The sequence below is a fragment of the Cellulomonas soli genome (assembly GCF_013409305.1).
GTDB classification, from domain to species: Bacteria; Actinomycetota; Actinomycetes; order Actinomycetales; family Cellulomonadaceae; genus Cellulomonas; species Cellulomonas soli.
This window is the reverse complement of the sequence record NZ_JACBZJ010000001.1, coordinates 1,020,660-1,039,727: the sequence shown is the minus strand read 5'-3', so window position 1 is coordinate 1,039,727 and position 19,068 is coordinate 1,020,660. Positions and strand designations below refer to the sequence as shown.

The 19,068-nt window shown below is 74.1% G+C and carries 20 protein-coding genes; 10 read left to right on the top strand and 10 right to left on the bottom strand.

Going from position 1 to position 19,068, the window contains the following annotated elements:
* The first annotated feature begins 16 nt into the window (after positions 1 to 16).
* Positions 17 to 625: a hypothetical protein gene (locus BKA22_RS04740; RefSeq protein WP_146954101.1), complete on the top strand. Its 609-nt coding sequence runs from the start codon at positions 17 to 19 to the stop codon at positions 623 to 625.
* A gap of 7 nt (positions 626 to 632) precedes the next feature.
* Here the strand turns inward: BKA22_RS04740 and BKA22_RS04735 are convergent, their stop codons facing one another.
* The gene (locus BKA22_RS04735; RefSeq protein ID WP_146954100.1) at positions 633 to 1,868 is read right to left on the bottom strand and encodes an ROK family transcriptional regulator; all 1,236 of its coding nucleotides are present in this window, start codon (positions 1,866 to 1,868) and stop codon (positions 633 to 635) included.
* Between the two features lie 149 nt (positions 1,869 to 2,017).
* Between BKA22_RS04735 and BKA22_RS04730 the strand changes: the two genes are divergently transcribed.
* Positions 2,018 to 3,316, top strand: a complete 1,299-nt coding sequence (locus BKA22_RS04730) for an AGE family epimerase/isomerase (protein ID WP_146954099.1) — start codon at positions 2,018 to 2,020, stop codon at positions 3,314 to 3,316.
* Complete coding sequence (locus BKA22_RS04725; RefSeq protein WP_146954098.1) at positions 3,313 to 4,248, top strand: carbohydrate kinase family protein; 936 nt, start codon at positions 3,313 to 3,315, stop codon at positions 4,246 to 4,248. Before BKA22_RS04730 ends, BKA22_RS04725 begins: the two co-directional genes overlap by 4 nt.
* 43 nt (positions 4,249 to 4,291) lie before the next feature.
* Here BKA22_RS04725 and BKA22_RS04720 read toward each other — a convergent pair whose 3' ends face one another.
* The 4 genes from BKA22_RS04720 to BKA22_RS04705 form a co-directional block, all read right to left on the bottom strand.
* The gene (locus tag BKA22_RS04720) at positions 4,292 to 5,203 is read right to left on the bottom strand and encodes a hypothetical protein (RefSeq protein WP_146954097.1); all 912 of its coding nucleotides are present in this window, start codon (positions 5,201 to 5,203) and stop codon (positions 4,292 to 4,294) included.
* A complete protein-coding gene (locus tag BKA22_RS04715; RefSeq protein ID WP_146954096.1) occupies positions 5,200 to 5,832 on the bottom strand; it encodes a SigE family RNA polymerase sigma factor in 633 nt (210 codons plus the stop codon). Before BKA22_RS04715 ends, BKA22_RS04720 begins: the two co-directional genes overlap by 4 nt.
* A 65-nt stretch (positions 5,833 to 5,897) precedes the next feature.
* Positions 5,898 to 6,188, bottom strand: a complete 291-nt coding sequence (locus BKA22_RS04710; protein WP_146954095.1) for a DUF4287 domain-containing protein — start codon at positions 6,186 to 6,188, stop codon at positions 5,898 to 5,900.
* A 51-nt stretch (positions 6,189 to 6,239) separates the two neighbouring features.
* A complete protein-coding gene (locus tag BKA22_RS04705) occupies positions 6,240 to 6,725 on the bottom strand; it encodes a nitroreductase/quinone reductase family protein (RefSeq protein ID WP_218866517.1) in 486 nt (161 codons plus the stop codon).
* 129 nt (positions 6,726 to 6,854) lie between these two features.
* On the opposite strand from BKA22_RS04705, the gene BKA22_RS04700 reads away from it, so the two are divergent.
* The 4 genes from BKA22_RS04700 (at position 6,855) to BKA22_RS19605 (ending at position 11,653) form a co-directional block, all read left to right on the top strand.
* The gene (locus tag BKA22_RS04700; protein WP_146954094.1) at positions 6,855 to 7,346 is read left to right on the top strand and encodes a hypothetical protein; all 492 of its coding nucleotides are present in this window, start codon (positions 6,855 to 6,857) and stop codon (positions 7,344 to 7,346) included.
* Between the two features lie 8 nt (positions 7,347 to 7,354).
* Complete coding sequence (locus tag BKA22_RS04695; RefSeq protein WP_146954093.1) at positions 7,355 to 7,795, top strand: hypothetical protein; 441 nt, start codon at positions 7,355 to 7,357, stop codon at positions 7,793 to 7,795.
* Between the two features lie 171 nt (positions 7,796 to 7,966).
* On the top strand, positions 7,967 to 10,183 hold the full coding sequence (locus BKA22_RS04690) for a glycoside hydrolase domain-containing protein (protein ID WP_146954092.1): 2,217 nt from the start codon (positions 7,967 to 7,969) through the stop codon (positions 10,181 to 10,183).
* Between the two features lie 114 nt (positions 10,184 to 10,297).
* The gene (locus BKA22_RS19605; protein ID WP_146954091.1) at positions 10,298 to 11,653 is read left to right on the top strand and encodes a glycosyltransferase; all 1,356 of its coding nucleotides are present in this window, start codon (positions 10,298 to 10,300) and stop codon (positions 11,651 to 11,653) included.
* Here BKA22_RS19605 and BKA22_RS04680 read toward each other — a convergent pair.
* Genes BKA22_RS04680 through BKA22_RS04665 form a run of 4 tightly spaced genes read right to left on the bottom strand, consistent with a single transcriptional unit; the run spans position 11,616 to position 14,468 of the window.
* A complete protein-coding gene (locus BKA22_RS04680; protein ID WP_146954090.1) occupies positions 11,616 to 12,752 on the bottom strand; it encodes a sensor histidine kinase in 1,137 nt (378 codons plus the stop codon). The two genes, BKA22_RS19605 and BKA22_RS04680, sit on opposite strands and share 38 nt — an antisense overlap.
* Complete coding sequence (locus BKA22_RS04675; RefSeq protein ID WP_146954089.1) at positions 12,749 to 13,447, bottom strand: response regulator transcription factor; 699 nt, start codon at positions 13,445 to 13,447, stop codon at positions 12,749 to 12,751. Before BKA22_RS04675 ends, BKA22_RS04680 begins: the two co-directional genes overlap by 4 nt.
* Complete coding sequence (locus tag BKA22_RS04670) at positions 13,444 to 14,169, bottom strand: hypothetical protein (RefSeq protein ID WP_146954088.1); 726 nt, start codon at positions 14,167 to 14,169, stop codon at positions 13,444 to 13,446. The genes BKA22_RS04675 and BKA22_RS04670 overlap by 4 nt, the downstream gene beginning before the upstream one ends.
* Positions 14,166 to 14,468 (bottom strand): SHOCT domain-containing protein, encoded by a 303-nt coding sequence (locus BKA22_RS04665; protein WP_146954087.1) that lies wholly within the window; start codon positions 14,466 to 14,468, stop codon positions 14,166 to 14,168. Before BKA22_RS04665 ends, BKA22_RS04670 begins: the two co-directional genes overlap by 4 nt.
* Positions 14,469 to 14,668: 200 nt before the next feature.
* On the opposite strand from BKA22_RS04665, the gene BKA22_RS04660 reads away from it, so the two are divergent.
* The 3 genes from BKA22_RS04660 (at position 14,669) to BKA22_RS04650 (ending at position 17,886) form a co-directional block, all read left to right on the top strand.
* Positions 14,669 to 15,559, top strand: a complete 891-nt coding sequence (locus BKA22_RS04660) for a zinc metalloprotease (RefSeq protein WP_146954086.1) — start codon at positions 14,669 to 14,671, stop codon at positions 15,557 to 15,559.
* Between the two features lie 177 nt (positions 15,560 to 15,736).
* Positions 15,737 to 16,906 carry a ScyD/ScyE family protein gene (locus BKA22_RS04655; protein WP_146954085.1) on the top strand — a complete coding sequence of 390 codons (1,170 nt, stop codon included), beginning with the start codon at positions 15,737 to 15,739 and terminating at the stop codon, positions 16,904 to 16,906.
* Positions 16,907 to 17,037: 131 nt separating this feature from the next.
* Complete coding sequence (locus BKA22_RS04650; protein ID WP_146954084.1) at positions 17,038 to 17,886, top strand: SDR family NAD(P)-dependent oxidoreductase; 849 nt, start codon at positions 17,038 to 17,040, stop codon at positions 17,884 to 17,886.
* 16 nt (positions 17,887 to 17,902) lie between these two features.
* Here the strand turns inward: BKA22_RS04650 and BKA22_RS04645 are convergent, their stop codons facing one another.
* Positions 17,903 to 18,907, bottom strand: a complete 1,005-nt coding sequence (locus tag BKA22_RS04645; protein WP_146954083.1) for a DUF2804 domain-containing protein — start codon at positions 18,905 to 18,907, stop codon at positions 17,903 to 17,905.
* Between the last annotated feature and the right edge of the window lie 161 nt (positions 18,908 to 19,068).

The following is a 19,068-nucleotide window of genomic DNA, read 5'->3' as shown; positions in this document are numbered from 1 at the left end:
GGGTGGGGGTGGAGTCGTGGACGTCGGGGTGCTGACGGTCGTCGTGCTGGTCCTGGCCGGGCTGACCGTACGCGCGGTCGTCCGGCTGGTGCGGCGTTCGGCGTCGTTCCAGGGCATCGCCGTCGCGGCTCTCGTGCTCTGGTCGGTGCTGCTGGTGACGGCCGGCTTCTTCGAGGTGCGGCACCATCACGCGCAGGCCGCCGCGACGAAGGCGACCCGGATGGCCTCGGGCGACCCCGAGGCTCGCGCTGTGTGCGCCCGGGCGGGTGCGGACTGGATGGACCTGTCAGGCACGCTCGGCTTCGTCCGGTACGACGACCAGCGCACGTCCCGGTTGCGGGCCTCGACGTGCGCTGCTGTCGGCTCGTACCTGTGGGGCTCGCAGCAGTCGCCGACGTTGCAGGAGGTCGTCGCGGTGCACGTCGTGTCGCACGAGGCCCAGCACGTCGCGGGGGAGTTCGACGAGGGGGTCGCGGAGTGCCTGGCCCTGCGCTGGGACGTGCGGGTCGCCGAGTCCTTCGGTGCGAGCGAAGATCAGGCGCAGGCGCTCGCGGCCCGCTACCTGACCGAGGTGTACCCGTACCAGAGCGAGGGGTACGTCCGGGACTGCTCGACCGTGCCGTGACCGGCGCTCAGGGCGCGGGCGCGGTGGTCGGCTCGTCGAGCGTCATGCGCAGGCCGGGGCGCCGCGGTGACAGCTCGGACTGGAGCACGAGCGCAGCGGCGCCGATCGCGGCGGCCTCGGGTGCGTTCGCGGACACCGCGACGCGGGTCGGGTGCGTCTCGCGGGCGAAGAACGAGCGGGCGAGACGTTCCTCCACCACGGGCAGGTAGAGCGCCCCGGCGACGGCGAACGAGGGCCCGGTGAGCACGACGGCCTCGAGGTCGAGCATGTTCGCGAGCGTCTGGGCGGCCACGGCGACGTACCGGGCGGAGTCCAGCAGCAGGCGCACGGGCACCGCGTCGCCTCGGGTCGCGAGCCCGGCCACGACGGCGAAGTCCTCGGCCACGGTGCGCCCGGGCAGGTCGACGCCGGCCGTGCGGGCCGCCTGGACGACGGCGGTCGGGCCGGCGAGGACCTCGACGCAGCCCTCGCCGCCGCACCAGCAGGGTGGCCCGTCGACCTCGACGCAGATGTGCCCGACCTCGCCGGCGTTCGAGCTGGCGCCGCGCAGCACCGTCCCGTCGAGCACGATGCCTGCGCCGATGCCGGTGCCCATGTAGAGGGCGGCGAACGCGGTGCTGGTGTCGATGCCCCCGCACCAGTACTCGCCGACGGCGGCGGCGGTCGCGTCGTTGTCGAGCACGACGGGCAGCCCGGAGGCGTCCGCGAGGCTCGTGGCCAGGGGGTACTCGGTCCAGCGGCGCATGGGCGGCGGGGTGAGGGTCATCCCGGTGGGACGGGCGATCGGGCCGGGGGAGGCGACGCCGATGCCGAGCACCCGTGCGGGTTCGACGCCGGCGTCCGCGAGGTGGGCGTCGACGTCGCGCGCGATGCGAGCGACGACGTCGCGCGGGTCGTCCGAACCGGCGCCCGGCTGGCGCCACCGGTCGACGATGGTGCCGCCGAGGTCGCTGATCACGCAGGACAGCCCGGCGTGGTCGAGGTGCACGCCCACCGCGTAGCGGGCGCGCGGGTCGAGCTGCAGGAGCGTGGGCCGTTTGCCGCCGGTCGACGCGCCGTGGCCCACCTCGAGGACGAGCCCGTCGTCGATGAGGCGGCGCACGACGGTGGAGACGGTCGGTGCGGACAGCCCTGCGGTGCGGGCCAGGTGCACGCGGCTGATCGTGCCGGCGGCGCGGATCACGTCGAGGATCGCCGCCCGGCTGCTCGCGTGCGCGGCGCCCGAGCCGGTCGGTGTGCTCATCGCGTCCGCCTTCCGTGCCGTCGTCGGTGCGGGTGGGGTCCCGTCCGCCCGGGACAAACTTAGTTCGGGGTGCTAAGAATGTCTCACCCCGCAGTTCGGCACGCAGGAGTTCGGCACGCAGTGGTGCCGGGACGACGAGAGGACCATCGATGCCCCCGCTCGCAGACCACCACCGGTCACCCGCCGTCGAACCCGCCGCGTGGCCGACGCTCGCCTCGCACCGGCTGTGGCTGTCCGCGCACTGCCGTGACCTGCTGCGCTTCGGCCGGGACGCCGCGCACCCCGCGGGCGGCGCCGCGTACCTCGACGAGCAGGGTCGGCCCGACCCCGACCAGCCGGTGCACACCTGGATCACCGCGCGCATGGTGCACGTGCACGCGCTCGGGGCGCTGCTCGGCGTACCCGGCTCGCGTCCGCGCGCCGCCGCATGCCTGACCGGGCTGCAGGGGCTGCTGCACGACGACGAGCACGGCGGCTGGTACGCCTCCGTCGACCCGACCACGGGCCTGCCCGGCGCCGACGGGGCCAAGGCCTGCTACGACCACGCGTTCGTGCTGCTCGCCGCCTCCTCCGCGTGGGTCGCGGGCATCCCCGGCGCGGGTGAGCTGCTCGCCGACGCCCAGCAGGTGTTCCTCGACCGGTTCTGGGACGAGGAGACCGGCCGCTGCGTCGACACCTGGGACCGCACCTGGTCCACGCTCGAGACGTACCGCGGCATCAACGCCAACATGCACTCCGTCGAGGCCATGCTCGCCGTCGGCGAGGCCACCGGCGACACCGCCTGGTACGACCGCGCCTCCCGCATCGCCTCGTTCGTCGTCGAGACGGCCGGCGCGCACGACTGGCGCATCCCCGAGCACTACGACGCCTCCTGGGCGCCGCAGCCCGAGCTCAACGCCGACCGCCCCGCCGACCAGTTCAAGCCGTACGGCGCGACGATCGGCCACGGCCTGGAGTGGGCGCGGCTGCTCCTGCAGGTCGAGTCCGTGCAGACCGAGGCCGACCCCGAGCCCGAGCAGCTCGACGACGCCGGAGCGCTGCTGTCCGCCGCCCGGCACCTGTTCGACCGGGCCGTCGAGGACGGCTGGGACGTCGACGGCGCACCCGGCTTCGTCTACACGACCGACTGGTCGGGCACGCCCGTGGTGCGCGACCGCATGCACTGGGTCGTCGCCGAGGCCGTCTCAGCCGCGTCCGTGCTGTGGGCGCGCACCGGCGAGGCGGAGTACGCCGACCTGTACGCGCTGTGGTGGGACTACGCGCACGACCACCTGATCGACCCCGAGCACGGCTCCTGGTTCCACGAGCTCGACCCGCAGAACCGGCCCGCCGGCGCCGTGTGGCCCGGCAAGCCCGACCTCTACCACGCGGTGCAGGCCACGCTCATCCCGCGGCTGCCCGTGCGGCCCGGCCTCGCCGTCCCGATCGCCGAGGGGGCCCTGCGATGACCGCACCCGCCACCGTCCTCGTCGTGGGCGAGGCACTCGTCGACGTGGTCCGCCGCCTGGACGGCACCGTCGAGGAGCACCCCGGCGGCAGCCCCGCCAACGTCGCCGTCACCCTCGGCCGCCTCGGTCGACCCGTGCACCTGCTGACCTGCCTGGGCGACGACGACCGCGGGCGCCGGGTGCACGACTGGCTCGGCGCGTCCCACGTCGACGTCGTCGGCGGGCTGGGTGCCGGCACGCGCACCTCGAGCGCCACGGCCACGCTCGACGCGACCGGCGCCGCGAGCTACGTGTTCGCCATCGACTGGCACGTCGACACCGCAGGCGTGCCGACCGCCGACCTCGTGCACACCGGCTCGATCGCCGCCGTCCTGCAGCCCGGGGCCGACCAGGTCGCCGCCTGGCTGCACGAGGCGAAGGTCGGCGCCACGGTCACCTACGACCCCAACGTGCGCCCCTCGCTGATGACCGACCACGCGGACGCCCTGGCCCGGATCGAGCGGCTCGTCGCGCTCGCCGACGTCGTCAAGGTCAGCGACGAGGACCTCGCCTGGCTGCACCCCGAGCTCGACCCCGCCGCAGCCGCCGCCCTCTGGCTGACCCGCGGACCCGCCCTGGTCGTCGTCACCGCCGGAGGCGAGGGAGCGCTCGCCCTGACCGCCGCGCACGGGGTGCAGATCACCGCCCCGCGCGTCGTCGTCGCCGACACCGTCGGCGCCGGGGACACCTTCATGGGCGCGCTCATCGACGGGCTCGTGACGCTCGGCGCGGTCGGACCCGAGGGACGCCAGGTCGTGGCCGACCTCGACGAGCCGGGCCTGACGGCCCTCGTCGAACGCTGCGCCGCGGCCGCCGCGATCACGGTCACCCGCTCGGGCGCGAACCCGCCGACGGCTGCCGAGCTCGACGCGTGGGTCGCCGAGCGGGGCTGAGCGACCCCGGCATCGTGGATCGTGGGCGGTCAGGCCCGAGGCGTCAGCAGGTCGACCAGTCGACGCAGCCCGAGCTCGCCAGCGTGGGTTCGACTGGCAGCTCGGTGGCGGGGCCCTGCTCGATGTACACCCGGACCGAGTCCTCACCTACGGAGTCCTCGAGGAGCAGGCCCGTCGCGGGATCACGGATGAGCCGGGCCGGTCGTCCGGTCTCGTCGGTGTACTCCAGCACCTCACCCGTACGACTCACGGAGTCCGTCCCGGTCGAGATGGCCGCGGCCGGGAGCCCCGCAGCGACGTCCCACGCCGCCCTTCGCAGCGCGTCGGGTTGCAGGCCACCCTCGAGCAGGAGGTTGCGTGCCATGTTGAAGACCTTGTCGTCGTCGGACCCGCTCCCTCGACCGGGCTCCACGCTGTCCCTCAGCACCGCCTCCAGGCCGGCCGCGTCGGTAGGGAGTGCGCTGACATCACGGAGCTGGTCGACCCATGCACCGTCGATCCGGAACCGTCCGATGACGCTCGACGGTCCGATTCCCTGGGCTGTGGAGGGATCGTCCCCGAGGACGAGCAGGCCGGGCGCCGTGCGGCTCGTCCACTGGTCGCGGACCACGAGCTGATCTCCGCTGGGCCACAGGGCGCGCACGTGCCACCAGGTGCCGTCGGGCGAAGGTGAAGGCGATGGCGATGCGAGCGCCGTCGGTGCTGCCGTGGTCGAGGGACTCTCGACGGCGGAGGGGACGGGCCCGACCGGCTGAGCCGTCTGCCACCGGCTCGTGTCGACGAACCAGCCGCCGCCGACCAGGACCGCCACGGCGGCCACGGCTCCCACGCTGCGGACCCTGGTGCGGTGCCGTCGGGCGCGGGGCACGACGCGAGTCGTGTCGACGTCGATCAGCGGGGCTACGGCGTCCAGCCGGTCGCGGAGCGTGCGGGCGAAGTCCTCGTCGTGATTCATCGGTCGTCCCTCCCGGTGGCAGTGGCGGTGGCTGTGCGTGCGTCGTCGCGTGGACGACCGGGTGGGGGCTGCTCGTCGAGGACCTGCCTGAGCCGGGCCAGGCTGCGCGACGCGGTCGACTTCACCGTGCCGACGGACACCCCGAGGTCCTCGGCGACCTCACGCTCCGACCGGCCCTCGAAGTGCCGGAGGACGACCACCCGTCGTTGTCGCGGGCTCAGGGTCGCCAGTGCGCGGACGAGTCGGTCGCGCTCCGCGAGCCGGTCGGCCTCCGACGCCCCGGCGTGCTCGGGGACGTCCGCCGGGTCCATGAGCACCTCGCGGCGACGCCGTCGCCAGGTGTCGATGCGCAGGTTGGCCAGGGTCCGCCGCGCGTAGGCGAGCGGTTCGCCCTCACGGGCCGTGCCCCAGGCCAGGTAGGTGCGCATGAGCGCCTGCTGCACGAGCTCCTCGGCCTGGTGCGCGTCACCGCACAGCAACCACGCGGTGCGGGCGAGGGAGGGCGAGGCCGACGTCATGAAGGCGGCGAACTCGCTCTCGCGGTCGGCGCCCCTCGCGACGACCAGCACGGGGGACCCGCCGAGCAGGTCGGCGGGGTGGGCGGCGTCGGAGGTCAACGGCACGGTCATGCGCTGTTCACGTCCGTGCGGCCCCGAAGGTTGCGTCACGGGAGCAGCGTGACGCGTGCGGACCTCTACGCGGGCTTCGTCGCCTTGCCGTCGAGCCAGAGCGTGTCGGTCTCGTCGCGGTGCGACCCGGTGCTGCCGACGTGCTTCGTGCCGATGCCGGGACCGTTCGAGATCACGTGCCACATCGCCATGGCGTGCCCGCGCCCGAGGCCGTAGTCGTCCTTGAACCAGGTGACGACGTCGCCCGCCTTCGCGGTGGGCGCGTCGAGCCCCTTGTTGTGGGCGATGGCGAGCAGCTGGCGGGGTGTGAGGCCGGTCTTGTCCTCGATCGTATCGAGGTAGGCCTGGAACGACATGGGTTCACCTCTCGGGTCGGCGCGTGGGGAGCGGTCCGAGTCTGCCCGGGTTCAGGCCGTCGTGCCTGGTGCAGCCCGTTCGACGAGGAAGACGGGCCGCTCGGCGGCGATCGCCGCGAACGCCTCGACGGGCCGGTGCCGGTCGACGGGGATGTGCGGACGCCCGCCCACGACCTTCTGCACGTAGCGACGCAGGACCGGCGCTCGGTCCGCCACGGGGACCTCGGTCAGGTGCACCGGCCCGCCGCGCCGCCCGCGCAGCACCGCACGCCCGTCGGCCGCCCGGACGTTCCTGACCCAGTTGCACTCGCCGAGCATGGAGACGCAGTACCAGCGGCCGTCGACATCGGCGAGCCCGAGCGGGAACCGGGTGACCGTTCCGGTGCGCCGTCCCCGGACCTCGAGCACGACCCAGCGGCGCGGCATCAGGCCGGTCGAGACGATCCGGCCCCACGCGCGGGCCCACCGGTGCGCGCGGGCGTCACCGCGTCCGCCCGCGTACATCGAGCGCAGGTAGCGGTCGCTGCGGGTACCCATGGCGTGCTCCGGTTCGGTGGTCTCGGTCGGCGGGTCGCCGTCCACAGGCGGACGTCGGTCGACGCCCCGACGGTGCCCCGATCCGGTACCGTCGCGCGACACGTGCAGGTCAGCCCGAGGAGCGCAGTGATGATCCCCTTCCAGACCTACGACGACGAGATGGACCAGGTGGCCGCCGGCGGCGCCATCTTCATGGTCTTCATCATCATCTTCTACGCGGCCATCTTCGCGTTCGCCGCCTACATGGCGACGCGGGTGGCGAAGAAGGCCGGCTACAACCAGTGGATGGGGTTGCTGTACCTGGTCCCGGTGGCCAACTTCGTCATGCTCATCATGTTCGTGTTCCAGAAGTGGCCGATCGAGCGCGAGCTCGAGCAGGCGCGCGCGGCGGGCTTCGTGCCCTACCCGCAGCTGGCCTACCCGCAGGCCGGCTACCCGCAGGCCGCCTACCCGCAGGCCGCGTACCCCGTCCAGCAGGCGGCCTACCCGGGGCAGCAGGCCGCGTACGGCACCCCGGACGCCTACCCCGCCGGCACGTACCCGACGTACCCGACCGGCGGTCCCGCGCCCGAGTCGGGCGCCGGTGACCCGTACGGTGCGCCGCAGCAGCCGCCGGCCTGAACCTGCCGGTGAGCGAGCTGCTCGGCGTCGAGCTCTCGGAGACGAACCCGCTCCTGGTGGGTGGAGCTGTGGCCGTCGTGGTCCTGCTCCTGGTCGCCCGCCGATGGATCGTTCGATCGCGGCGCGCTCGGCGACGGGGGCCGCGGGCGGGCGAGGTCTGGTTCGCCGAGGTTCCCTTCGAGGACGGGACCGGGTCGAAGGACCGCCCGGTGCTCGTCCTCGACACCTACGGCACGCTGTGCCACGTCGCCAGGTTCACGTCGCAGGACCGCAGCAACCGGCGTGACCACCTGCGGGTCCCGCACCGGGTGCGAGGCCTCGATCGAGCGAGCTGGGCGGACCTACGCCCCCTCCCGCTGCCGTCCGCCGCGCTGCGACGCCGGGTGAGCGGGGCCGACAGATCGCTGCTGCGCTGGTACCGGCGGGCGGCACAGCAGCCCACAGGCTGAGCAGGCGCGGGAGGCGGGGCGTCGCCCCGGTGCGGGAGTCGGTCGATCCGGACACCCCCCGGCAACCTGTTCGTCACCTCCCGGGCCTAACGTCCCAGGATGGCCGCTCTCGACATCGCCGTCCCCGGCGCGCGACCCTGGGCACCCGACCCGGAGGTGAGGAGCGACGCCATGACCAGGCACGTCGACCCGTTCATCGGCACCGAGGCCACGGCCCTGCCACCGCAGCAGGGGCTGGCGGCGACGTGGTGGTGGCCCAAGCCGCAGGTCGGGAACACCCACCCGGGGGCCACGTACCCGTTGGGCATGGTCAGCGCGTGCGCGTACTCGGGGGCGTACCCCACCGGTTACGGCCGGTACGGACTGTCGACCGAGGGGCTGCCGGAGGAGATCCACGAGCGCACGGTCGCGTCGGGGTTCACGCACTTCCAGCAGTCCGGCACGGGTGCGATCCGCAAGTACTACAACTACTTCCGCGTGACCCCGATGCTGCAGCCCCTGGACGACCTGGGCGAGCTGTGGGACGTCGTCGACGAGCAGGCCGAGCCGGGGTACTACGCCGCGACGCTCGAGAACGGGATCCGCGCGGAGATCACGGTCGGCCCCAAGAGCGCGGTGCACCGGTACACGTTCCCCTCGCACCGTGACGCCCGGCTCGTCATCGACTTCTCTCTCGGCGGCCTCGCGATCCCGTACGGGCGCACGGTGCCGCTGCGGGCGCACCTGCAGAGCATCGGTCCCGGGCAGGCGCAGGGCGAGATCGTCGTCGAGGGCGCCCCGCTCGCGGTGCACGTCGAGTGCTCCGACACCCGGTGGCGCCAGCTGCTCTGGTACGACCGGCGGCTCATGCCGGGCGGCACGCGCCTGGACTTCGACCGGATCCGCCCGACCACCCTGCGCCCGTTCGGCCTCATGTGGGCCGGGCCGACCGAGCCGGGGCAGGTCGTCGAGCTGCGGTTCGGCTTCTCCCTGCGCGGCCCCGACCAGGCGAAGGAGAACCTGGAACGTGAGTGCGGGCCCGGTCCGACGAGCTTCGAGCGCCGCCGGGCCGAGACCGCCACGGTGTGGGGTCGGCACGTGGGCGCGATCCAGGTCGACACCCCGGACGAGGACCGTCGCACGGTGTTCGCCACCGCGCTCTACCACTCGCTCATCAAGCCGTGCCTGGCCCCTGACGAGTCGCCGTTCTGGCCGACGGACGGGCCGTTCGCGTACGACATCGCGACCATGTGGGACATCTACCGCACGCAGCTGCCGCTGCTGACGGCGCTCGTGCCGGACAAGGCGGTCGAGCTGGCGAACGCGATCCTGCACATCGGCGAGGAGGAGGGGAACCTGCCGATCGGGTACCGGATGGCCCGTGGTGCCGACCGGTTCTCCCGGCAGGGGTCGGCGCTGGCGCACACGTTCTTCGCCGACCTGTGCCGGCTGGACCTGGAGGGCATCGACTGGGACTGGGCGCTGGTGCACCTGCACAACGACCTGCGTCGCACGTACGGCGAGGACTTCCTGCTGCGCGGGCGGGCGCACCCGATCAGCCACACGCTCGACCTCGCGTTCGGCTACTGGTGCACGTCCGTCGTGGCCGCGCGCGTGGGCGACAAGGCCCTGGTCGACCAGTTCGGGCCGCTGGCCGCACGCTGGGTCAACGCCTACTCGGCCCGCACCGGGCTGCTGCGCGACTCGGAGTTCTACGAGGGCGGCCGGTGGAACTACTCGTTCCGGCTGCAGCACGACATGGCAGGGCGGATCGCGCTCGCGGGCGGCGACGAGGCGTTCGTCGGCATGCTCGACCGGTTCTTCGGCTTCGGTGCGCCCCCGGTGACCCAGCCGGGCGTGGCCCCCACACCGGAGGAGATGGCCGTCGGGTACGCGCTCGACCGGTTCGAGGGGCTGAACAACGAGCCGGACATGGAGGCCCCCTGGGCGTACATGTACGCCGGGCGGCCCGACCGGACCGCGCAGGTGGTGCACGACATCGTCCAGCAGCAGTTCGGTACCGGGCGCGGCGGGCTGCCGGGCAACGACGACTCGGGCGGGCTCTCGTCCTGGTTCGTGTGGGCGTCCCTCGGCCTGTTCCCGGTCGCCGGGCAGAACGTGTTCCTGCTCAACGCACCGGCGTGGCGCGAGTCGGTGACCCGGCTCGGCAACGGTCGCTCGCTGACGATCGAGACCGCCGGGTTCGTCGAACCGGAGCCGGGTGGCCCGGCGCAGTTCGTGCAGGCCGTCTACCGCGACGGCGTCCCGCTCGAACGTCCGTGGCTGACCGGCAACGAGGTCCACGAGGGCGGGCGTCTGCTCGTCGAGCTGGGCCCGGAACCGGGCACGTGGGGCACCACGCACCGGCCGCCGTCGGCAGCGGCACCGGCCGTCGAGGTCCGGCGCTGACCGCCCCCCGCCGCACCCCGCACGACCGAGCACCGCGTGCGACCGAGCACCACGTACGACCGATCGACCCGTACGACCCGACCACTCGCCCGGCACGAGCGCAGGAGGCACGCCGTGAACCCCCTCGATGACACCACCCCGCAGGCAGCCCGCCCACCCCGTCGCCGGCTCGTCGTCGTCGTGCGCGCCGACCCGGTGATCTGCGGCCACTCCGGTGAGGCCCGCAACCTTGCGGAGGCCGCGCTCGACCGCGGGTTCGACGAGGTCCGCATCGTCACCTGGCCGATCGACCGCCTGCAGGCGGCGGGCCTGCCGCTCAAGCCCCTGGACCGCGTGCTGCCGTACCGCGAGGGTGTGGTCGTCGAGCGTCCGGGACCGGTCGGTGACTACAAGGTGCCGGACGGGCGCTGGCTCGCGGGCCTGACGGGACGGCTCGTCGAGCTGTTCACCGACGGCGTGCCCACGGTCGCGCTCTCGCTCTACCTGTCCCCGCACGCCACGGCGGTGGCCGACGCGGTGCAGGTCGCCCGGCGCACGGGTCTGCCGGTGGACGTGGTCACCGTGGCCGAGGCCGTGGGCTCGGACGTCACGAATGTCGTGCGGGCGTGCGTCGAGCAGGACAAGTTCGGTGCCGCCGCGCACGTGCTGTCGGCGTACCTGGAGCACGACGTGTGCCTGGCCGTCTCGGCGTACACGCGCGACCTGATCGTCACCGAGGCCGCCGCGATCGACGCCCGGCACGGCACCCGGTTCGCCGCCCAGCTCGAGGAGCGGGTGCGGATCTCGTACCCGGCGGTGGACGTCGCCTCGTACCTCGCGCGCGAGGAGGACGAGACCGACCGGGTGCTCGCGGGACGCGGGCTCGTGCGGGACGGCTACGTGCTCTACCTGTCGCGTCTGGCCGCGGCGAAGGGTGTCGACGACCTGATCGCGGGCTACGAGCGCAGCGCCGCGGCCTCGGGTGTCGACCTGGTGATCGCGGGCACCGGCCCGGCGGCCGAGTCCTTGCACGCACGGGCCGCGCAGTCGCCGCTTGCCGGTCGCATCCGGTTCCTCGACGACGTCGACGACGCGGAGAAGGCGCACCTGATGGCCGGGTGCGTGGCGTTCGCGCTGCCCAGCAAGCCGCGTCCGGAGTTCGTCGAGACGTTCGGGATCGCGCTCGTCGAGAAGATGCTGTCCGGCGGTGGCCCGGTGATCACGACGGACACCGGCGGGATCGGCGAGGCGGTCGGCGACTGCGCGCTCATCGTCCCGGTCGAGGACCCGGACGCGATCGCCGCGGCGCTCGACCGGGTGCTGGCCATGCCGGAGGTCGAGCGGGCGGACTGGGAGCGGCGGGCCCGCGCGCACGCCGAGCAGTTCGACCGCGCGGTGGTGCTCGACAAGATCCTCGACCAGGTGGCCCTCGTGGGCTGCCCGGAGGACCTGTTCAGCGAGGCGACGGGGGCTGCCACCGGGGCAGCGTGAGGACGGCGGTCGTGCCGTGGCCGGGTCCGGCACTCTCGATGCGGACCCGGCCGCCGTGCGCCTCGACGAGGGCGCGGGTGATCGTCAGCCCGATCCCGCTGCCGCCCGTGGTGCGTGAGCGGCCGTCGTCGACGCGGTAGAACCGCTCGAGCACGCGGGGCAGGTGCTCGGCGGCGATGCCCTCGCCCGTGTCCGTGACCGTGAGCTCGACGACCTGCCCGCGGGTGCGGCTGCTCAGGCGAACCGTGCCGCCGGCGGGGGTGTGCCGCAGCGCGTTGGTGACCAGGTTCGCCAACGCCTCGTGCAGGCGGTCGGGGTCGACGAGCACGACGCCGGCGCCCGGGTCGGTGCCCGGCTCCTCGGGTGGCGAGGTCAGCACGCTCACGCCCGCCTCGGAGGCCGTCGCGCGTGCCCCGTCCGCGGTCGCGGCGACCAGGTCGGCGGCGTCGACGGGCTGCAGCCGCAGGTCGAGCAGCCGCTCCTCGGCGCGTGAGACCTGGTCCAGGTCGTCCACCAGACGCTCGACACGGCTCAGCTCGGCGTCGACGCGGGCGAACGTGGCACGGTCGGCGGGCAGCACGCCGTCGGCGATCGCCTCGTGGTAGCCGCGCACGCTCGTGAGCGGGGTGCGCAGCTCGTGCGCGAGGTCGCGCAGCATCTCCGCGCGCGTGCGCTCGGTGCCGGCCAGGTCGCTCGCCATCCGGTTGAACGCCCGGGTCAGGGTGGCGAGCTCCGAGCCGAGCCCGTCCTCGTGCACCCGGACGGCGTAGTCCCCGGCGGCGATCGCCGAAGCCGCCCGGGACAGCTCCTCGATCGGCCGGACGGCCCGTCGGGTGACGAAGACGCCCACCGCGAGCGCGACCCCGGTGGCTGCGGTGACGGCCACGGCGAGCGAGATCAGGACCGCCCGGGCGAACGCGGTGTCCAGGTGCGCGGCGAGCCCGGGGGAGACTGGTCCGACCGCCTGCTCGACGTGGGTCCGGAACAGCCCGGGTGCCAGCGCCAGGGCCACGACCAGCAGCGTCGCCCCGCCGACGAGGACGACGAGCAGCAGGGCCAGCAGGAGACGCGCACCCAGGCCGCCCCGCGGCCCGATCACGTGCCGTCGCCCATCCGGTAGCCGACGCCGCGGACCGTGCGGACGTACCGGGAGGCCGCGGGGTCGTCGCCGAGCTTGCGGCGCAGGTTGGCCACGTGCACGTCGATCACGTGGTCGTCGCCGTACCAGTCCTCGCCCCAGACGTGCTCGAGCAGCCGGCGGCGTGCGACGACCGCGCGGGGGCGGGCCGACAGCGCCTCGAGGACGTCGAACTCGGTGCGCGTCAGCTCGACGGGCACGCCCCGGACGCTCACCTCTCTGGCCTGCGGGTCGAGCACCAGGTCGCCGAACCGGCGCACCGTTCCGGGCTCGACGTCGGCGCTGCGCGGGCGGCGCAGCATGGCCTGCACGCGCGCGCTGAGCTCGCGCGGGGAGAACGGCTTGACCACGTAGTCGTCCGCACCGACGGACAGCCCGATGACGCGGTCGGTCTCGTCGCCTCGGGCGGTGAGCATGAGCACGTACGCGTCGGAGAACGTGCGCACGCGCCGGCACACCTCGAGCCCGTCGATCCCGGGGAGCATGAGGTCGAGCACGACGACGTCGGGCCGGGTCTGCCGGGCGAGCTCCACACCGTCCTCGCCGTCGTCCGCCACGTCGACGCGGAAGCCGTCGTGCGTCAGGTACTCCGCCACGAGGTGCGCGATCGCCGGGTCGTCCTCGACGACGAGGACGCGCCCGCGCGGCTCGCTCACGGCGCCTCCGACAGGTCCACGAACCCACCGTGCCACGTGTGCGGCCAGACGTCGCCCGTGGTGGCGTGCACCGAGAGCATCCCGTCGACCTGCCCGTCGTGGAGCGCGTGCAGCGTGTAGTAGCCGGGGAAGTGCTCGGCCTCGCCTGCGGTGCGGTCGCCGCGTGCCGCCAGCCACGTGTCGGCGATCGCCTCGGCCTCGGCGGCGCTGATCCGCTCCTCGTCGGCGCCGGTCGTGCTGCCCGTCGCCATCATGCCGAACCGGGTGTTCCACATCCGGGCCGGGCCGTACTCGATCTGCACCTGCCCGGTGCCCGGGTCCACCAGCACCTCGGTGGCGAGGTGCCCGTCGGCGTCGACCACCTCGGCGTAGTAGCCGTTCTCGAACAGCATGACCTCGCCGATCGTCGCGCCGTCCTCGAGGGCCTGGGCGAACGTGGTGGCGGCGGCGCGTGCGGCCGACAGGTCGGCGACGGCGCCCGTGCCCTCGGCCGAGCCGTCGGAGCCTCGCCCGCGCATCATCGGCCCGGCGCCAGGCCCGGTGTCCCGCCAGGTGTCTGGCCCTGCCCTGCCCGTCATCGAGCCGTAGCCGTCCGAGTCGCCGCGCACGGTCGGGCCCCAGCCGGCGGTCCCGTGCCCCTGGGCGAGCATCCACCCGAGGGAGCCGAGCAGTGCGACGAGCGCGACGACGGGCACCCACCAGGACCGCCAGGCCCGGGTCACGGCGCACCGCCGTCCGCGGGAGGCGCGAGCGTGGGGCGGTCGGTCGACCGCGCGGAGGAAAGCTCGGTCCGCATGGTGCGGTACGTCTCGAGGTCGATCTCGCCGGCCGCGTACCGCCTGTCGAGGATCTGCTCAGGCGTCTCGCGCGTCGGGCCGCCGACGTGGGGTCCGGCGGTGCGCCCGGGGCCTCCCGGGAACGCCCGCACCAGCAGCCACACGACGAGCACGACGAGCGCGACCCAGAAGACCGTCATGGCGACCCAGCCGCCGGCACCCATGCCCCACCCGTAGCCCATCATCGCCGGGACCTCTCTCTGGCGCGCCCGCCTGGTGCGTGCGCTCCTCCCATGGTGCGCGCGCGGGCTCAAGGCTCGGCGCTCGCCACCTCAAGATCCGATCAAGCGGCGTGGCTGCCCGGGCGGTGCTCCAGCCGAGTGCACCGTGTGCCGATATCCGCACGGGGTGCCGCATGGCACCCGAGGCACGAGGAGGGGGCGGCGTGTCCGACATCGGACCGGGCGGAGGCGACCCGCGCTTCGTGTGGGGTGCCGGCCCTGCGGCGCCGTTCGCGCCGCCCGCCGCCCAGCCGACGTTCCTTCCTCCGCACGGCGGGCCGCCCGCACCGCGGCACGGGACGGTGCGCGTCGTCGTCGTGTCCGTGCTCGTGGGGCTGCTCCTCGCGGCGTTCCTGTCCTGGAGGTCGGGCGGACCGTGGGGCGACCCGGCGCCGACCGCGGGCCGTGAGGAGGCCGAGCAGCCCCTCGGCGTGCCGCCGACGGTCGAGCAGCCGAACGGGTCGTACACGTTCATGGCGGTGCAGGACGACGGGCTGACCCCGGTCGCCTACGACCCGTGCCGTCCGGTGCACTACGTCGTGCGCGCCGAGGGCGAGCCGGCCGGCGGTCGCCAGATGATCACCGAGGCCTTCCTGCGGCTGTCGCAGACGACCGGGTTGGTGTTCGTGGACGACGGCGAGACGACGGAGACCGTGCTGGCGGAACGGGCGAGCTTCCAACCGGACCTGTACGGCGACCGCTGGGCGCCCGTGCTCGTCGCGTGGTCGGACCAGGGCGAGGTCGCGGACCTGAGCGGGGACGTGGCCGGGCTCGGCGGGAGCGTCCCGATGCGGTTCGGGGACGGCCCGGCCGTGTACGTGACCGGGCAGGTGGTGCTCGACGCGCCGGCGTTCACCCAGGCCATGGCGGTGCCGGGCGGCGGGCCGGTCGCCCGGGCGATCGTGCTGCACGAGCTCGCGCACGTCGTGGGGCTCGGGCACGTGGACGACCCGGCCGAGCTGATGTACCCGTACGCAGGCCGTGCCGACCTCGGTGCGGGTGACCTCACGGGCCTGGCGCTGCTGGGGGCCGGGGCGTGCGTCCCGCAGCTGTGACGTCTCGCCACCTGGACAGCTCCGTGGACAGCCCGCTCACAGCGGGCCCATAGTGAACGGGCGCCCGATTCCGGGCGTTCTGTCCGTTCGGCGTGCGCCGCGCGTGACCTCGGGTCCGCGGGCACGTCACCGGCGCCGGCGTCTCCACGGGCAGGTCCTCGACGAGGAGGAACCAGCATGAGGCAGTCACGCACGCTCACCACCCTCACCGCCGCGCTCGCGGCCGGCGGTCTGCTCGTCGCCGGTGCCGCGGGCGCCTCGGCCGACGACACGAGCGGCTTCGGCCATCACGGCACGACGAGCGCGCTCGCCGACGCCTGGCGCGGTCAGCACCACCAGGGTCACCACGGCCACAAGCCCGGCACGCCGACCGCCGGGACGCCGGTCACCGCCGCCGAGCACCTGGCAGGACCGCTCACCTTCGACATCGGTCGCAAGTCCTCGCTCTACGTCGGCCAGGACTTCGCGGGGCTCCTCACGCTCGTCCAGCCGGGGCAGGCGCCCACCGACCTCGCCGCCGGACCGGGCATCGCCGCGGTCTCGGTGAACGGGGACGGCGCGGTCACCTGGGCCGAGCGCGAGGGCGACCAGTCGGCCGTGCAGGCCTCGCGGCTCATGCGCCGCGCACCCGACGGCACGATCAGCCAGGTCGTCGACCTGCTGGCCTACGAGCAGGCTGCGAACCCCGACGGCGCGGTGACCTACGGGTTCACCGATGTCACGCCGGAGTGCGCCGCCACGCTGCCGCCCGGCCTGGCCCCCTACAGCGGTGCCGTCGACTCGCACGGCTACGGCTCGGTGACCGTCGGCAAGGTCACCTACGTGGCCGACGCGGGTGCGAACGCCCTGCTGGCCGTCGGCCGGCACGGCGACGTGCGGACGGTCGCGGTGCTGCCCCCAGCGGTGGTCCAGGTGACCGCCGAGATCGCCGCCGGTTTCGGCCTCGACCCGTGCGTCGTCGGCCACCCGTTCTCCCTCGAGCCCGTCCCCACCGACGTCGAGCGCGGACCCGACGGGAAGCTCTACGTCTCGTCGCTGCCCGGCGGCCCCGAGGACGGCAGCCTGGGCTCGATCGGCTCCGTCTACCGCATCGACCCGCGCACCGGCACCGTGACCCTGCTCGCCACCGGCCTGTCCGGCGCGACCGGCCTGGCGGTGCGGGACGACGGCACGGTCTTCGTCGCCGAGCTGTACGCGAACGAGGTGTCCTCGATCAGCCGCAAGGGTGTCGTGAGCACGTTCCTCGCCCTGAACCAGCCGGCGGGCGTCGAGTGGTCGAACGGCACGGTCTACGTCTCGACCGACGTGTTCGGCGACGGCAAGGTCGTCGCGGTCCCCGTCAGCTGACCGGCTGATCGCCGGGCCCGCCACACCCGGTGCCACGCAAGGCCCCGACCGTCCGTCCCGACGGTCGGGGCCGAGCCGTGCCGGACGAGCGGGGCGGGAACTGCCTTCGCCCAGGTCGCAGACGCGTCAGGATGGGCTCCGTGCTCACACTGCGTCGGTCCGCAGACCCGTCGGCCGCCTCTGATCGGACCTTCGCCAGTCGCAGCGCGGTCGTCACCGGTGGCGCCTCCGGTATCGGCCTGGCCATCGCGCGAGATCTGGCCAGAGGTGGCGCCGTCGTGACGCTCGCCGACGTGGATGTCGAACGGGCCGAGGTGCACGCCCGCGCCCTGCGCGAGCAGGGTGCCAAGGCCGAGGCCGTCGAGATCGACGTCACCGACCGCGGTGCCGTGGACGACCTGCTGCGTCGGGTCGCGGACGAGCACGGCCGGCTGGACCTGATGTTCAACAACGCCGGCGTCGGTGGCACGCTGCCCTTCGAGGAGGCAACGGCGCAGCAGTGGGACCGCATCCTGGCGCTGAACCTGCGCAGCGTCATCGACGGCACCGACGCCGCGTACCGCCTCATGCGCGCACAGGGCGGCGGCCACATCGTCAACACCGCGTCGATCGCCGGCCTGGTGCCCGTGCCGATGCAGACGCTCTACAACACCACCAAGTTCGGGGTGGTCGGGCTGTCGACGACCCTGCGTCCCGAGGCCGCCGCCCACGGGGTTCGCGTGAGCGTGGTCTGCCCCGGCCAGGTGGCGACCGCGATCTGGGGCACGCCCATCCTGGGGGAGCGCGACCTGAGCGCCCCGGCACCGCCGCAGGCCGTCAGTGCCGAGCGGGCGGCGGCGGCGGTCCTGCGAGGCGTGCGGCGCAACCAGGCGGTCATCACCTTCCCCACCCCGGCCCGTCGGCTCGCGCTCGCCTACCGGTACGCGCCCTGGGCGATGTCGCGCTGGCTCGGTGCGGAGCACGCCCGCCGGGCCGGCTGACGGCGGCCTCGCCACCTCACCAGCGGTTGCGCACGTCCTCGGCCCAGCCGTCGATCCCGGCGAAGGCGACCCGCGTGCCGTGCTCGTCGGTCATCCAGCCGGCGTACGTGCCGAAGCACTGGTGCGCCTCCTGGGCGACGAGCAGCATGTTCGTGCGCGTCGCGTGGTCGTGGGTGGGCGTGAACGCCAGGTCGGCGTGCGGCCCGTGGATCCGCCAGGGTGCGAGCGGTTCGGCGGGGTCGTGCTCCCAGACCAGCTCGTCGTCGTTCTTGTGCAGCCGGCCGTCGACGAGGAGCGCGTTCTCGGTCGACCCGGTCCCGTCGGTCCACCGCCCGCCGACCTGCACGCCGATGACCCGTCCGTCGTGCACGCCCGAACCGGCGCCCCAGTGCCAGCGCATCCGGTACGGCCAGCGGCCGCGCCCGTGGTCGAGCACCGCCCAGGACGACCCGGCCGGAAGCTCGCGCCGCACGCCGTCGACGACGAACCAGCCCTGCGCGGGCCGGGCGACGTCCTTGACGGTGTACTGGAACAGACGCTCGGACCACGGCACGACGACCCCCAGGCACTCGTGCCCGTCGGGTCGGGCGGCGAGCACGTCCAGCTCGATCCGGGCCGAGCGGCCGCGCAGCCGGGTGCCGTCCGGCACCTCGTCGATCGCCAGGTCGAGGCCGCGCGCGTGGGCACGGGCCGGTCCCTCGCCGAGCCGTGCGGGAAGCCTGACGCCCCGGGCGAACGGCACGACCGTCGGCGTGCGGACCTCAGCACCCGTCGCGCGGTCGAGCACCCACAGCTCGTGCACCCCGGCGTAGTCGATGTCGGAGATCGTCAGCGAGACCACGTGGGTCGGCGTCATCACCGCCCAGTACTCCCAGCGCTTGGTGCGCCCCCAGCCGTACCGGCCGCGCCCGATCCCGGAGGTGTCGTGCAGCGGTCTGCGCGTCCAGCCGACGGCGTCCGGGTCGAGCCGGCCGTCGGGGCGGCACAGGGTCACCGGCGTGGTGATCTCCCGCGCGCTCACGCGCCCCGGCCTTGTCGGTGCTGGTGCTGGTCTCGCTGCGGATCGGTGGGCACCGGTGGCCTCTCGCGTCGTTGCGGACGGGCGTCGTCCGCCACCGTAGCCGTGCGAGGCCTCCTGCGGGGCCGCAGGCGGGCGTCGCAGGCGGGCGTCGACCGAGCGGT